The sequence below is a fragment of the Luteimonas marina genome, from assembly GCF_007859325.1.
GTDB classification, from domain to species: Bacteria; Pseudomonadota; Gammaproteobacteria; order Xanthomonadales; family Xanthomonadaceae; genus Luteimonas; species Luteimonas marina.
In genome coordinates this window covers 379,672-393,342 of the sequence record NZ_VOHK01000002.1, presented here as the reverse complement: position 1 = coordinate 393,342, position 13,671 = coordinate 379,672, and the positions used below count along the sequence as shown (strand labels likewise).

10 protein-coding genes are annotated in these 13,671 nt (G+C 70.5%); 4 read left to right on the top strand and 6 right to left on the bottom strand.

The annotated features are described in order from the left end of the window. Positions 1 to 55: 55 nt before the first annotated feature. Positions 56 to 2,011, bottom strand: a complete 1,956-nt coding sequence (locus FQY83_RS05770) for an alpha/beta hydrolase family protein (RefSeq protein WP_146385961.1) — start codon at positions 2,009 to 2,011, stop codon at positions 56 to 58. Positions 2,012 to 2,098: 87 nt separating this feature from the next. After that, positions 2,099 to 5,728 carry an alpha-1,6-glucosidase domain-containing protein gene (locus tag FQY83_RS05765; RefSeq protein WP_146385959.1) on the bottom strand — a complete coding sequence of 1,210 codons (3,630 nt, stop codon included), beginning with the start codon at positions 5,726 to 5,728 and terminating at the stop codon, positions 2,099 to 2,101. Between the two features lie 508 nt (positions 5,729 to 6,236). Here FQY83_RS05765 and FQY83_RS05760 point away from each other — a divergent pair. Both FQY83_RS05760 and FQY83_RS05755 read left to right on the top strand, forming a co-directional pair. After that, positions 6,237 to 7,484 carry a serine hydrolase domain-containing protein gene (locus FQY83_RS05760; RefSeq protein ID WP_146385957.1) on the top strand — a complete coding sequence of 416 codons (1,248 nt, stop codon included), beginning with the start codon at positions 6,237 to 6,239 and terminating at the stop codon, positions 7,482 to 7,484. 153 nt (positions 7,485 to 7,637) lie between these two features. Continuing rightward, positions 7,638 to 8,282, top strand: a complete 645-nt coding sequence (locus tag FQY83_RS05755) for a DUF998 domain-containing protein (protein ID WP_158636441.1) — start codon at positions 7,638 to 7,640, stop codon at positions 8,280 to 8,282. A 191-nt stretch (positions 8,283 to 8,473) separates the two neighbouring features. Here the strand turns inward: FQY83_RS05755 and FQY83_RS05750 are convergent, their stop codons facing one another. Both FQY83_RS05750 and ppk2 read right to left on the bottom strand, forming a co-directional pair. Continuing rightward, the gene (locus tag FQY83_RS05750) at positions 8,474 to 8,923 is read right to left on the bottom strand and encodes a universal stress protein (protein WP_146385953.1); all 450 of its coding nucleotides are present in this window, start codon (positions 8,921 to 8,923) and stop codon (positions 8,474 to 8,476) included. 204 nt (positions 8,924 to 9,127) lie between these two features. Continuing rightward, positions 9,128 to 10,066 carry a polyphosphate kinase 2 gene (gene ppk2 / locus FQY83_RS05745; protein WP_146385951.1) on the bottom strand — a complete coding sequence of 313 codons (939 nt, stop codon included), beginning with the start codon at positions 10,064 to 10,066 and terminating at the stop codon, positions 9,128 to 9,130. Positions 10,067 to 10,357: 291 nt separating this feature from the next. Here ppk2 and FQY83_RS05740 point away from each other — a divergent pair, with 291 nt between their 5' ends. Beyond that, entirely contained in the window at positions 10,358 to 10,921 is a 564-nt protein-coding gene (locus tag FQY83_RS05740; RefSeq protein ID WP_146385949.1) for a PadR family transcriptional regulator, read from the top strand. 219 nt (positions 10,922 to 11,140) lie between these two features. Here the strand turns inward: FQY83_RS05740 and FQY83_RS05735 are convergent, their stop codons facing one another. Further along, a complete protein-coding gene (locus FQY83_RS05735) occupies positions 11,141 to 11,521 on the bottom strand; it encodes a hypothetical protein (RefSeq protein WP_146385947.1) in 381 nt (126 codons plus the stop codon). Between the two features lie 132 nt (positions 11,522 to 11,653). Between FQY83_RS05735 and FQY83_RS05730 the strand changes: the two genes are divergently transcribed. Then, positions 11,654 to 11,911, top strand: coding sequence for a M20 family metallopeptidase (locus tag FQY83_RS05730; RefSeq protein WP_146385945.1), 258 nt, complete (start codon positions 11,654 to 11,656; stop codon positions 11,909 to 11,911). A gap of 167 nt (positions 11,912 to 12,078) precedes the next feature. Here FQY83_RS05730 and FQY83_RS05725 read toward each other — a convergent pair whose 3' ends face one another. After that, positions 12,079 to 13,524 carry an amidohydrolase family protein gene (locus tag FQY83_RS05725; protein WP_146385943.1) on the bottom strand — a complete coding sequence of 482 codons (1,446 nt, stop codon included), beginning with the start codon at positions 13,522 to 13,524 and terminating at the stop codon, positions 12,079 to 12,081. Positions 13,525 to 13,671 lie beyond the last annotated feature (147 nt).

Here is a 13,671-nt window from a genome sequence, read left to right as displayed (position 1 = left end):
CCGCACCTCCTGACGACGCGGCAGTGTAGCCCGGCCCGCGCCGCCGGCAATACGATCAGCGGCCGGTCGCGCCGCCGAGGTGTTCGGCCAGGAAGCCCAGCAGGCGCAGGTAGTACTCGCGCCGGTGTGCTTCCCTGCGGAAGCCGTGGCCTTCGCTGTCGATGTACAGCGTCTGCACCGGCACGCCCGCCGCCTTGAGCGCGCGCTCCATCCTGCGGCTGTGCGAGATCGGCGCGATGTCGTCGGCGCCGCCGGCGGCAAGGAACACCGGCGCCTTGATCCGGTCGGCCAGGTTCACCCGCGACTTGTCCGCCAGCGAGCCGCGCGCGCCGAGCCAGTCGTTGGCCCAGTGCCGCAGCCAGGCAGCCGAGCGCGCGCGATCGGCGTGCATCGCCTGCAGGTCGTAGACGCCGACATAGCCCACCGCGCAGCGGTACAGCGACGGTTCCCTGGCCACGCCCATCAGCGCCGCGTAGCCGCCGTAGCTGGCGCCGACGATGCAGATGCGCTCCGGGTCGGCGATGCCCTGCTCGATCGCCCAGCGGGTGGCGTCGGTGAGGTCGTCCTGCATGGTGCCGCCCCATTCCTGCGCGCCCAGCGCCCGGAACGCGCGCCCGTAGTTGCCCGAGCCGCGGTAGTTCAGCCGCAGCACCGCGTAGCCGGCGGCGGCGAGCAGCTGCGCGTCGAGGTCGAAGTCCCAGGCGTCGTGGATCCCGTAGGGGCCGCCGTGCGGCATGACCACCAGCGGTCGCGCCGCGTCCTCGTCGCCGGCCGGCAGCGTGAGGTAGCCGTGCAGCGCCACGCCGTCGCGGGCCTTCGTTTCGATCTTGCGCGTGGCCGCCATCGCCTCGGGCTGGAACCACTCCATGCGCGCGAACACGCCGTTGGCGGTTCTGGCCTCGGTATCGAACAGGAAGTACTCGCCGGCGATGCGGTCGCTCCAGACCCGCACCAGCGCCAGCCGGCCGTCGCGCGTGGTGGACGTGATCGCGACGCCGGCACCGGGGAACGCGTTCTCCAGCGTGCGGTAGCGGCGCGCCATCGCCGACGATTCATCGAAGAAGCGCATGCGCACGCCGTCGTCCATGTAGCGCGCGCCGATCGGCGTGCGCCCGTCGACGTCGTGGAGGATCCTGTCCGGATCGACCACCGGATCGCGCAGCAGCGGCTCGCGCGCCAGCGTGCGCATGTCCCAGGCCTCGATCGCGTCCGGGCCTTCCTTCCGGCTGACGCGCACGTAGGCGGTGAAGCCGTCGGCGGCCATGCCCAGGGCGTCGGCGATGAAGCCGCTCTGCGCCGAGTCGTTGACCAGCCGCCAGGGCGAATCGGCGTCCTCGCGGTAGTAGAGCTTGCGGTAGTTGCGCTCGTCCAGGCCGTCGGCGAAGCGCACGCCGCCGGAAGGATCGAGGGTGAAGCCGGCGCGCCGGACCGGCGCGGACGCGACCACGTTGCGCCGACCGCTGCGCATGTTGAGCGTCTCCACCTGGGTCTTCGGCGCCGCTCCCGGCACCCAGGTCGCGATCATCACCGTACCCGGCTGCTCGTGCAGCGGATCGATGACCGTCGCCAGCTCCACCGAATCGGCCGCGCCGTAGCGCTGGACCAGGCCGACGTCGTCCTCGCGCCCGAACAGCCGCTTGACGCGGCTCGCGCCGATCTCCAGCGCATGCAGTTCGCCGGTGGCGTACAGCGGATCCTTGCTGCCGAGCGACTGCGCCATCGAGATGACGATGCGCTCGTCGTCGACCCACCAGAAATCCCAGACCGCGGAATTCTTCACGCCCATGCCGCCGCTGACGATCCTGCGGTCGGCGCGGTTCACCACGACCAGGACGGTGCGGTCCTCCAGCGGCATCGTCGCCGCGAGGTGCGCGCCGTCGGGCGAGATCTTGATGGTCTCGTAGGTGTCGCGCTTGACGAACGGGGTCAGGTCGACCTGCGCCCGCGCCGGTGCGCCTGCGATCGCGACGGCCACGGCCAGCCACCACGCGATGCCTCGTGCTCCGTGCATGCCCCGTCCCCGCGCCGCGCACCGGGCGGCGTTCCCGGCGCGCATCCTAGCGCGACTTCCGGTCCGGCCACGGCGGCCGCGGGCGGGTCAGGGCACCACGAACACCACCGCGGTCCGGGCGGGAACGTGGAAGGTGCCGCTGGCGCGGTCGTAGCGCGCGGCGGCGGCGCGGCGGTCGGCGGCGTCGCGCGCCCGGTGGACCGGGTGCAGGCGGTAGGCCTTGCCCGCCTCGGCCGCGATCGGCAGCGCGTGCGCGCGCTTGTCGACGTTGATCAGGTAGACCAGGTCGCGGAAGCCGGCGCCGTCGTAGTCGCGGCCGTCGAGGTGCGCCACCAGCACCGTCGGCTCCTGCGCGCTGCCGGTGTTGTGGAAGCGCAGGCGCTGCTCGATGTCGGCGGCGGTGCGCATGCGCAGCAGCGTGGTGCTGGCGCGGATGCGCACCAGGTCGCGGAAGGCGTCGCGGGTCCAGCGGATGTCGGCGGCCATCGGCCGGATCGCGGGGTCGGCCAGCAGCGGCGCCATCACCGGCCAGTTGTCGCCGTTGTCGGACTGCAGCGGCAGGCCGACGCCGAAGTTGTTGCTGCGATAGGTCCAGTCGAGCGCGTTGAACCAGTCGCCGCTGTCGTAGCTGTTGCGATCCAGCGACTTGCTGCGCAGCGTGTCGAGGCCGGCGTGGTAATAGGCCACGCCCTGGCTGAGGCTGGTGATCGCGGCGCCGAGGATCTGCACGCGCGCGCGGTCCTCGCGGCTGGTGGAGCGCGGCAATTTGTAGGCGTTGGCGTCGAACAGGGTCGGGTTGTCGTGGTTGTCGACGTAGTTCACGACCTCCTGCGGATCGACCACGTAGCCGGCCGGCTGGCCGTTGTAGTCGATCTGCTCCAGCGGCAGGGTCGCATCCCAGTGCGTGGTCAACCGGTAGCTGCGGATCGAGCCGGCGAGCCCGACCTTGACGATGTCGCCCGACCACATCAGCGCGTTGCGCGTGTGGTGGCCGCCGCTGCCGTTGTCGTCGTAATACAGGCCGTTGAGGAAGCCCTGCGTGCGCATCAGGTCGACGCCGCTGTCGAAACCCGAGCCGCCGCGCGCATGATCGCGCGCGCGGTCGCTGAAGGTGCCGATGCCGGTGCCGTTGAGCGAAAGCTGCGAGGCCTGCACGAAGCGCGCGCCGTCGGCGACCTCGCCGAAGTTCCAGCCCTCGCCGATCAGCTGCACCGGGCGCCCGACCGCGGCGTTCACTTCATCCTGCAGCCGCTCCATCACCGCGCGCGGCTGGTGGCCCATCAGGTCGAAGCGGAACGAATCGACGTGGTACTGCGTCGCCCACAGCTTGACCGAGTCGATCATGAGCTTGCCCATCATCATGTGTTCGGTGGCGGTGTTCTCGCAGCAGGTCGAGCGCTCGACGTCGCCTTCGGCGTTCAGGCGGTGGTAGTAGCCGGGCACGATGCGGTCGAGCACCGAGCGCGCGTCCTGTCCCGAGGCGCTGGTGTGGTTGTAGACCACGTCCATGCCCACGCGTAGGCCGGCCTCGTGCAGGGCCATCACCATCGCGCGGAACTCGCGCACGCGCGCGGCGCCGTCGGCGGCGTCGCTGGCGTAGCTGCCCTCGGGCGCGTTGAAGTGCCAGGGGTCGTAGCCCCAGTTGAAGCAGTCGCTGCCGCGGGTAGCGGCGACGGCGGCCTGCTGCGCGTCGGAGTCCGGCGCGGCGTCGGGCACGGCGGGCGTGCTGCAGCCGACCTCCGGCACGCTGGCGAAATCGAACACCGGCAGCAGGTGCACGTCGGTCAGCCCTGCCTGCGCCAGCGCGCGCAGGTGGCGCATGCCGTCGCTGTTGTACTGCGCGAAGGCGAGATACTTGCCGCGCAGCGGCGCGCGCACGCTGGCATCGTTGATCGAGAAGTCGCGCACGTGCAGTTCGTAGATCGACATGTCCTCCTGCTCGCGCACCGCTTCGGGCGTGCGGTCGCGCGCCCAGCCCGGCGGCATCAGCGCCGGCGAGGACAGGTCGCCGACGTAGCTGCGCTGCGAATCCGCGTCGAGGCTGATCGAGTAAGGGTCGGTGACGAGGTTGCGCACCACGCCCACGCCGCGCACGAACACCTGCACCGCGTAGCGGTAGGAGTCACCGGCGCGCAGGTCGCCGCGCGATGCCGTCCAGCTGCCGGTCGCGGCGTCGAATGCCATCTCCGCGAGCACCGGCGCGCCGCCGCGCGCGCGATGGCCGCACAGCCAGACCTTCTGCGCGGTCGGCGCCCACAGCCGGAAGTGCGCCTGGCCGCGATCGATCCGCACGCCGAGATCGTCCAGATCGTCGGCCACGGAGTAACGTTCGTCCAGGTAGCCGGGCAGCTGCGTCGTGGTCGCGCCGATCACGCGACCTGCCTCGTCCTCCTGCACCAGCACCAGCTGCTGCCGCACCCGTCCGGTGAGCGCTGCATCGTCGCCGGCGGCGACCGCGAGCACCGCGCCGGCGCCGACCCACCTGAAGCGTTCGGCCACCTCGGCCGGCACGGCGTGCGCCACCTGCAGCGTGAGTGCGCCGTCGGCGCCGGAGACGGGCGCACCCTTGCGCGCGACGATCTGGCCGCTGGCCGAGTGGTACAGCCGGAACCTGCCCGAGGTGCCGGTCCGCGGCCACTGCAGCAGGCGCCGCGACAGCCACACCGCGCGCGCGTCGACGGTCGAGGCGCGTGTCGTGTCCGGCGGCGCCGTGAACACCTGCGGTTCCTGCTGCACCAGCCAGGCGTGGCCGGTGCGGTCTGCGATCGACAGCGCGGCAAGACTCACGCGGATGTCGGAGGTCCAGCCGTCCTTGTTGTCCACGCCGCCGTCCGGGTTCGACGCCAGGCCGTGCAGCACGAAGTCGACGTGCGTGCGCGCCGCGTCGCCCTGCGGATTGAGCACCGGCAGGTCGAACGCCACCTCCGAACCGTCGGCCGCTGCCGCGTAGTTCGGCAGCGCCGACAGCGGCACCGGGTTGTTCCAGTCGCCCAGCGCGAGGCCCGGCAGGCGCGAGGCGTCGATGCCGCTGCCGTCCCACAGGTGCAGGCCCCAGTGCGCATAGCCGTTGTCGTAGCGCCGGTAGTGCACGCGCACGGTGTCGATGTCCGGCGTGCCTGCCAGCGGATTGCTGCGGTAGACCGTCGCGTCGCCCGAGCGCAGCCAGAACGCGCCGCCGTCGGCGAAGTGCCAGATGCGATCCATGCCGGGATCGCCGCCCTGCCCCGGCGGATGCACGATGAAGCCGAAGCCGGTGGCGGATGGATGCGTGAAGGCTGCGGCCCCGACGTCGAAATACGCGCCGTAGTCGTGGACGCCGGCGCGCGGCAGCGGCGCGTCCCAGCTCACGCCGGGATAGTCGGCGACGTACTGACCCGACGCATCCACCTGCCACAGGTGCAGGCCCCAATCACCGTACGCGCCGTCGGGCCGGTGGTAGTGCACGCGCACGTCGACCGCGCTGCCGCCCTCGCCGCCGGCGGGCACCGGCACCAGCACGGTGGTCGGCGGCGCCTCGCAGAGGCCGGCGGGCGCCGGCAGCGGAGCGCTGCCGCGCGCGGGAACCTTGGCCGCGACCGGCGCAGAGGCCGATGCCGGCGCCGAGGCATTCGCCTCCCGGATCGCGAGCGGCTCGTCGCAGGCCGCGACGCAAACCGCGAAGGCGACGAGGACGGCGACGCGCAGCGCGCGCAGGCAGGCGGCGAATGGCTGGTCCATGATCTGCTCCGGAACGGGGGTCGGCATCGCCGGCGATCGCGTGCGCGCAGCGCGATATCCGATGCGAATCACATCGCGGAAGACGACATCGCGACTCTGCCGCCCGCGTGCGTGGACGACAAGGCGTGAACGCGTGTTCGCATACGTATTCAACGCAGGTGCAGCATGGAATCCGTCGATCGCGATGCGGCATCGAATGGTGCCGTCTCCCGGGGACACCCGATGTCACCCTGCTCGTCATCCCGGCGAAAGCCGGGATCCATTTGGCCATTGCTGTTGCGAGCGAACGGCAAGATCAAGATGGATCCCGGCTTTCGCCGGGATGACGATCTGTGGGGATGACGATCTACGGGGATGACGATCTGTGGGGATGACGATTTGCGGGATGACGATTGGTCGGGATGACGGACAGGGCGACGGGCATTCCGCGCACCGCACCAACCATGGCCACTTGGCCGTGCCCGGCTGGCCCACTACCCTCGGAGCGACGTCGTCCCTGGAGAACCGCATGCCCACGGCCCTGCACCGCGCACTGCCGCTCATCCTCGTCATCGCACTGGCCGGCATCGCCCACGCCGGCGAACCGGTCGCGACCGTGCGCGTCGCCTTCGACCGCGACGGCATCACCGCGACGCACACGGAAGGCCTGGCCGACATCGCCGCGCAGCGCGCGATCACCGCCGACGATCCGGTACGCATCGCCTCGATCTCCAAGCTCGTCGTCGCCATCGGCGTGCTGCGCCTGGTCGAATCCGGCACGCTCGACCTCGACGCCGATGTCTCCGACGCGCTCGGCTGGCGCCTGCGCCACCCGCAGTGGCCGGACGCGCCGATCACGTTGCGCCTGCTGCTCTCGCACCGCAGCAGCCTCACCGACGGCGCCGGCTACTGGCAGGTGCCGCTCGACGGCGAACTGCAGGCGCTGCTCGACGATGCGCGCGCGTGGGACGCGGAGCACGCGCCCGGAACCTTCTTCCGCTACGCCAACCTCAACTTCCCGCTGGTCGCGTCCGTCATGGAACGCGCGACCGGCGAGCGCTTCGACCGGCTGATGGACCGCCTCGTGCTGCGCCCGCTCGGCATCGCCGGCTGCTACAACTGGGAGACCTGCGACGAGGCCACCGCCGCGCGCGCGGTCGTGCTCTACGACGCCGGGCGCCAGCCGGTGCGCGACGACCACCACGGCCGCAAGCCGGCGTGCAGCGTCGCGCCGGCCGCGGACGGCGGCTGCGACCTGTCGCTGTGGCGCGCGGGCCGCAACGGCGCGACGTTCTCGCCGCAGGGCGGACTGCGCATCTCCGCCAACGGACTGGCGAAGATCGGCCGACTGCTGCTCGGCGACGGCGAGGTCGACGGCGTGCGCCTGCTGGCGCCCGGATCGGTGGAGATGCTCGCGACACCACTGTGGACCTGGGCCCCCGGCAACGGCATCGGCCACGAGGAAGACACCGGCACCGGCCAGGCGAGGATGTTCTTCTGCCGCTACGGCCTCGCCGCGCAGACGCTCGCCAGCGCGCATCCCGACTGCGGCGACGATCCGTTCGGCGACGGCGTCGCACGCGTGGGCCATTCGGGCGATGCCTACGGACTGAAATCCGGCCTGTGGCTCGACCGCGAGGCCGGCACCGGCGTCGCCTTCTTCGCGACCGGCGTCGATCCGGCCACACCCGGTGCGCATTCGGCGTTCACCGCGATCGAGGAGCAACTTGCGCGCGGCCGGCCGGCGGCTGCCGGAGCCAACGACAACGAAGATTGAATCTCTTCGCCCCCCCCGCGCTCCCGCAATCCCGTGAAGACGTGTGGCAAACATCCCGGCAAAGCCGGATGAAGTTCCCGCAGGAGCAATGACGGAACCCGTGCGATGCCCCGGAGATGCGGTTCCGGTTCTGAATCCGGATACTCCCCGGGCATGCAGGACACCACGACCGGCGCACCGCGCCTTTCCCCGCTGTGGCCGCGGCTGGCCCTCGCCGGCATCGCCTGCTTCCTCGTCGCGGCGACGGCGCTGCACCTGCTGCGGCCGGAGCTCGATCCCGTCGACAGCCAGATGAGCCTCTACCTGATCGGCGCCTGGGGCCCGCTGCTGCAGGGCGCATACGTCATGCTCGGCATCGCGATGACCGGGCTCGCGATCGGTCTGTATCGCGGCATGCCGCCCGCGGCACGCAGCGCGGCGCCCCTGCTGATGTTCGCGCTCGGCGGCCTGTCGCTGGCCATCACCGCCTACGCCTGGATGGACCTGCCCGGCCTCGACGCGACGATGGAAGGCCTGGTCCACGGCATCAGCGCGCAGGGCGCGTTCCTGTTCGCCACCACCGGCCTCGTGCTGCAGGCGCTGCGGCTGCGCCTCGACCCGCACTGGCGGCGCCACGTCCGCTGGCTGCTGCCCTGGGCCATCGCCTGCTTCGCCGCGATCTGGGTGCTGGCGCTGTGGCGCGAGCTGCCGCGCGGGCTGGCGCAGAAGGCGGTGATCGCGATGATCGTCGGCTGGCTGGCCGCAGTCGCGATGCTGCTGGGGCGACAGGCGCGCGCGGCGCTGGGCGATCCGCGCTGATCCCCATCTTCGTTGTTGATCCGGCTTTTGTTCTGCGGGAGCGGATTCAACCGCGGGCGCTCGTTCGACCATGCCGCGCGGGCGGTCACGCCCGAACGCGCTCCTGCATTGCACGGGCCGGATCAATGCGGCAACACGAGATCCCGCGGCGCCGGCACGAATCCGGCGCCGCTGCCGCGCGCTCCGCCGCCTCAGGCGTCCTCGCGCCGATACACCAGCACCGGGATCTGCGAATGCGTCAGCACCTTGGCCGTCACGCTGCCGATCACCAGCGCCTTCACGCCGCGGCGGCCGTGCGAGGCCATCGCGATCAGGTCGCAGCCACGCTCGTTCGCGGTCGCGATGATCGCTTCGTGCGGATCGCCGCTGCTCACGATCGCGGTCTCGCAGCCGACGTTGCGCGCCCGGGCCTTCGCTTCGCCGTCCTGCATGCGGCGCTCGGCCTCCTGCCGCATGTGGCGGTCGTAGGCGTCGCGCGTCTCGACGATCTGCTCCGGCACGTAGGCGATGACGTGGAACGGCTCGATCACGGTCAGCAGGGTGACCCGTGCGCCCAGGCTCGCGGCGAGCGACAGGGATTCGTCGATCGCGTGTCCCGAGAGCGGCGAACCATCGGTGGGAACCAGGATGCTCTTGTACATGGCGAATCCTCCGCCGGGACTTCGCACTCTCCTCCCATCGAATGGCAGGGGCATTGATCCAGGTCAATTGCCGCGCGCCTTCTTCCGGCCGGCCCTGCGGCCCGCCTCCTGCCTGCACGCCCCCGGGCGCGGCCGCCTGCCCGGGGCTTCACCCGCGCGCGGTCGCCGCCGGAGCCGATTGCGCAGGGAAGGCGGCGATTCCCGTCAGTACACCGCCGGCACGAACATCTCCTCCGGCACCGGATTGCGCAGGTAGTCCGGGTGGTGCTCGCGCGCCGGCAGTTCGATCTGCGGATGCGCGACCTCGCTGTACGGGATCTGCGTCAGCAGGTGATGGATGCAGTTGAGCCGCGCGCGCTTCTTGTCGTTGCCTTCCACGATCCACCACGGCGCCTCGGGGATGTGCGAGCGCTCGATCATCTCTTCCTTGGCCTTGGTGTACAGCTCCCAGCGACGGCGCGACTCCAGGTCCATCGGCGAGAGCTTCCACTGCTTGAGCGGATCGTGGATGCGCGTCTGGAACCGCAGGTGCTGCTCGTCGTCGCTGATCGAGAACCAGTACTTGACCAGGATGATGCCCGAGCGGATCAGCATCTTCTCGAACTCCGGCACGCTGCGGAAGAACTCCTCGCGCTCGTCGTCGGTGCAGAACCCCATCACCCGCTCCACGCCGGCGCGGTTGTACCAGCTGCGGTCGAACAGCACGATCTCGCCGCCCGCCGGCAGGTGCGTCACGTAGCGCTGGAAGTACCACTGCGTGCGCTCGCGCTCGTTCGGCGCCGGCAGCGCGGCCACGCGGCAAATGCGTGGATTGAGGCGCTGGGTGATGCGCTTGATCGCGCCGCCCTTGCCGGCCGCGTCGCGCCCCTCGAACAGCACCACCACCTTCAGCCTGCGGTCGACCACCCAGTCCTGCAGCTTGACCAGCTCGCCCTGCAGGCGCAGCAGCTCGCGGAAGTACTGCACGCGCGGGAGCGCGGGGCCGTCGCTGTCGACGCCGTCGCCATCCGCATCGCGGAGCAACTGGTCCAGGCGCGTGTCGTCGAGCTCCAGTTCGATCTCCTCGTCGAGGTCGTCGATGATCTCGGCCTGCAGCCGCGAGACATGGCCGGCCAAGGTGCTGTCGCGGGATTCGCTGGTCATGGGATCGCCTCGAAAGACACCCATCGTCGGGGCCGCATGTGACAGCTCGTTGACCCGGCGCGCCGGCCTTGCCGTGTCTCCCCTAACGCGGCTCGGACCGGCCGCCGGTCGGGCACCACAGGCTGTCATTCCGAGCGCGGCGAGGAATGACAGTCCAGCTTTCTCCAGAAGCAGGCGTTCCAGTCCCCGGTCGATGCGTCAAAGCTGAACAGAATCCCGGTCCCTGCCTTGCCATGCCTTTCTTTCGATGCAGTCAAGATATATCGTGACCGCACTTGAAAGGAGATTCCCATGAAACACCACCACACCCACCGCGGCCACGGCCGGGGCCGCCCGCACCGCTTCGAGGAAGGCGCCGCCTCCCCGCCCGACTTCCGCCCCCGTCACGGCCGCCGCGAGCGCCTGTTCGAGCCGGGCCACATCCGCCTGCTCGCCCTGCACCTGCTCGACCAGCAGCCGCGCCACGGCTACGAGATCATCCGCGCCATCGCCGACCTCGTCGGCGGCGACTACAGCCCCAGCCCCGGCACGGTCTACCCGACCCTGGCCCTGCTGGAGGACACCGGCCTCGCCACCGCCGCTACGCTGGAGAACGGCCGCAAGCAGTACGCCATCACCGACGAAGGCCGCGCCGCCCTGGACGAACAGCGCGAGCACGCCGAACGCCTGGTCGCGCGGCTCGAGCAGGGCCGCCACCGCGCCCGCACGCGCGGCGTGCCCGACATCCGCCGCGCGATGGAAAACCTCAAGACCGCGCTGCGCATCCGCTTCGGCGACGAACTGCCGGACGAAGACACGATCCGCCGCATCGCCGAACTGATCGACAAGACCGCGGTCGACATCGGCCGCGCCTGAGCTGCGTGTCGTCCCTCCCCCGGACTCGGTCCGGGGAAGGGATTTGTCTGGTTCTTCTCCCGAATGAGGGAACAACCCGGGAACCCCCCTGTCATTTCGACCGCAGGGAGAAATCTGCTTTCCTCGCGCCGGACAGGAGATTTCTCCCTGCGGTCGAAATGACAAGGATTTTGTTTTGCCAGGTACCGTCATTCCCGCGAAGGCGGGAATGACGATCTGTCAGGGCCCGTCGGGCCCGTAGCGCAGCCACACGCTGGCCCGGTGCTCGTCCTCGAACACCTGCGCCTCCAGTCCGGAATCGATCGCCGACAGCACGCAGTATTCGACCGTGTCCAGTCCGCGCGGCTTGACGTGCGCGATGCGCAGCTGGCCCAGGCGCGGGCCGACCTCCGCCACCAGCGCCGCCCAGTCCGCGGCCGCCAGCGATGGCCCCACCAGTTCGTCCACCAGCAGCAGCTGGCGCGACGGCTGCGCCTGGAGCGCATCGGCGATCGCGCGCCAGTAGGCCAACGTGTTCTCCAGCGTCGCCCGACCACCTACGTGCGCGTACAGCCTGCCGGCCGACTCGCGGCGCAATTCGAGGTGGAAGTCGTCATCCATCAGGATCTTCGCCGACCCATGACAGGAGTCCCGGCGCGATTATGACGACGACGCCCTTCGCCCTGTCAAATCGGCAACCGCGGCCACTGCGCGAACGCCGGCAGCGCCTGCCGCGCTCGCCACGAGCGCCTGGTGAACATCGAAACCGGCATGGCGCGCATGGGGGACCTGCTGGAATGGGAACTGCAGGTCCTCGGCTTCACCGTCACCCGCCATCCCGCGACGGCGCTACCTGGCCGCGCAGGTGATCATGGACGTCGCGCAGGACGAGTAACCGGGACTCGTCATCCCGGCGAACGCCGGGATCCAGCTTTGGAGCGCTTTTTTTTGCGCAAACCCTTCATATCCGTCGTCCCCGCGAAGGCGGGGATCCAGTGTCTTTGCCGTTGATTTCAAGGATCAAGACACTGGGTCCCCGCCTTCGCGGGGACGACGGAAACGTCAACATCAGAGTCGAAAATGTTCTAGCCTGCCGAGACAGGACGCCCGCCGAACGAAAAGCTGGATCCCGGCGTTCGCCGGGATGACGTGCGGGTTTCGATCATTTGAACAGGCGCTCAGCCGGCGTCCCGACCGGCCACCGCCTCCGCGATCTCCTGCAGCCGCGACTGGATCTCCTCCTCCGGCCACCACCGTCCGCCCACCATCACGCCCGCGCGCCGCTGCACGTTCGCCAGGTCGTCGAGCGGATTGGCCTCGAGCAGGACCAGATCGGCGCGCCGGCCGGGTTCGACCGTGCCGAACGCCTCCGGCGTACCGAAATAGCGCGCCGGTTCGCGCGTGCCCGTGGCCAGCACCTCATAGGGCGTGAGTCCGGCCGCGGCCATCATCCGCATCTCGTGGTGGATCGAGAAACCGGGCACGTTGAAGAACTGCGGCGCATCCGAACCCAGCGCGATCGGCGCATCCGCCTCGTGCAGCGCCTTGAGCAGGCGCTGGCGCACCTCGACCAACCGCTGCGCGGCCGCCGGCTGGAAGGTGTCGCGCGACTGGAACCCGCGCTTGGCGGCCACCCAGCCGTCGCGCACGTCCTTGGGCATGTAGCGCATCTCCGGCCACTCGATCATCGACTCGGCCGGTTCGGGCGAGGCCAGGTGCTCGACCAGGCTCAGCGTCGGCACGTTCCACGTCCCGGCCGCGAGCGTCCGCGCCACCGCATCCGGGATGCGGTCGGCATCGATCAGGTCGGCCACGCCGCTGCCGAAGAAGCCCTTGTCGCGCGCCGCGAAGCCGGCGCCTTCCGCAGCGAGGAACTCGGCGTAGCTGTCGAAGTGGTCGATCGACGCCTGCCGCGCATCGAGCGCACCGACCAGCCCGACCTCGCCCGGCACGTGCCCGGCGAACGGCATGCCGAGCGCGTGCGCGGTCTGCGCCATGCGCGCATAGGCATCGGGCGGGATGCCGCCGATCTTGAGCAGGTCGAAGCCCGCCGCGTGGTACTCGCGCACCGCCTGTTCGGCGCGCTCCGGCGTACCGGCCTTCTCGTCGCTCAACCACGGGCTGGCCGCATGCAGGGTCGGCCCGGGCAGTTCGCCGTTCGCGATCCGTTCGCGCAGCGCCAGGTGCGACGCGTTCCCGGCCATGTTGCGCACCGTGGTCACGCCGTTGGACACGTACAGGAACAGCACGTCTTCGGCGTAGGCGGCATCGTCCGGACCCGGCACGTGACCGTGCATCTCCGCCAGCCCCGGCATCAGCCAGCGCCCGGCGCCGTCGATGCGCTGCGCGCCCTCCGGCACCTGCGCCTCGCCTGCGGGCGCGACCGATACGATCTTCCCGTCCTCGACGACCACCGTGTGATCCTCCAGCACGGTCTCGCGGTCCATCGGCACGACGTTGACGCCGACGAAGGCGACGGCCTGCGAAACCGGCTCCGGCGAGCGCGCGGGATCGGCAGTGGCCGCATCGCTTGTCGATGGCGAACACGCCGCCAGCAGCAGGCCGATCGTGGCGGTGGACAGGATCGCGCGCAACTGCGCGCCACGGGCAGCGAAGGAATGCATGAGTCCATCTCCCGGAAGGAATGCGTGACCCTACCAAAAAACCGGATCACCGTTCGTGCAGGCGCGATGACCACCCCGCGGCAAGCCATGGGGTCCCTCCCGCCGCGATGCGTGGCGGGGCCGCGGCCGAAAGCCGCGCCTGCGGTA

What these genes read in the sequence shown, in the direction of transcription:
- ppk2 (WP_146385951.1), bottom strand. Translation starts at nt 10,066, where the DNA reads ATGACCAGCGAATCCCGCGACAGCACCTTGGCCGGCCATGTCTCGCGG.
- FQY83_RS05750 (WP_146385953.1), bottom strand. Translation starts at nt 8,923, where the DNA reads ATGTACAAGAGCATCCTGGTTCCCACCGATGGTTCGCCGCTCTCGGGA.
- FQY83_RS05770 (WP_146385961.1), bottom strand. Translation starts at nt 2,011, where the DNA reads ATGCACGGAGCACGAGGCATCGCGTGGTGGCTGGCCGTGGCCGTCGCG.
- FQY83_RS05755 (WP_158636441.1), top strand. Translation starts at nt 7,638, where the DNA reads ATGCAGGACACCACGACCGGCGCACCGCGCCTTTCCCCGCTGTGGCCG.
- FQY83_RS05735 (WP_146385947.1), bottom strand. Translation starts at nt 11,521, where the DNA reads ATGGATGACGACTTCCACCTCGAATTGCGCCGCGAGTCGGCCGGCAGG.
- FQY83_RS05725 (WP_146385943.1), bottom strand. Translation starts at nt 13,524, where the DNA reads ATGCATTCCTTCGCTGCCCGTGGCGCGCAGTTGCGCGCGATCCTGTCC.
- FQY83_RS05760 (WP_146385957.1), top strand. Translation starts at nt 6,237, where the DNA reads ATGCCCACGGCCCTGCACCGCGCACTGCCGCTCATCCTCGTCATCGCA.
- FQY83_RS05740 (WP_146385949.1), top strand. Translation starts at nt 10,358, where the DNA reads ATGAAACACCACCACACCCACCGCGGCCACGGCCGGGGCCGCCCGCAC.
- FQY83_RS05765 (WP_146385959.1), bottom strand. Translation starts at nt 5,728, where the DNA reads ATGGACCAGCCATTCGCCGCCTGCCTGCGCGCGCTGCGCGTCGCCGTC.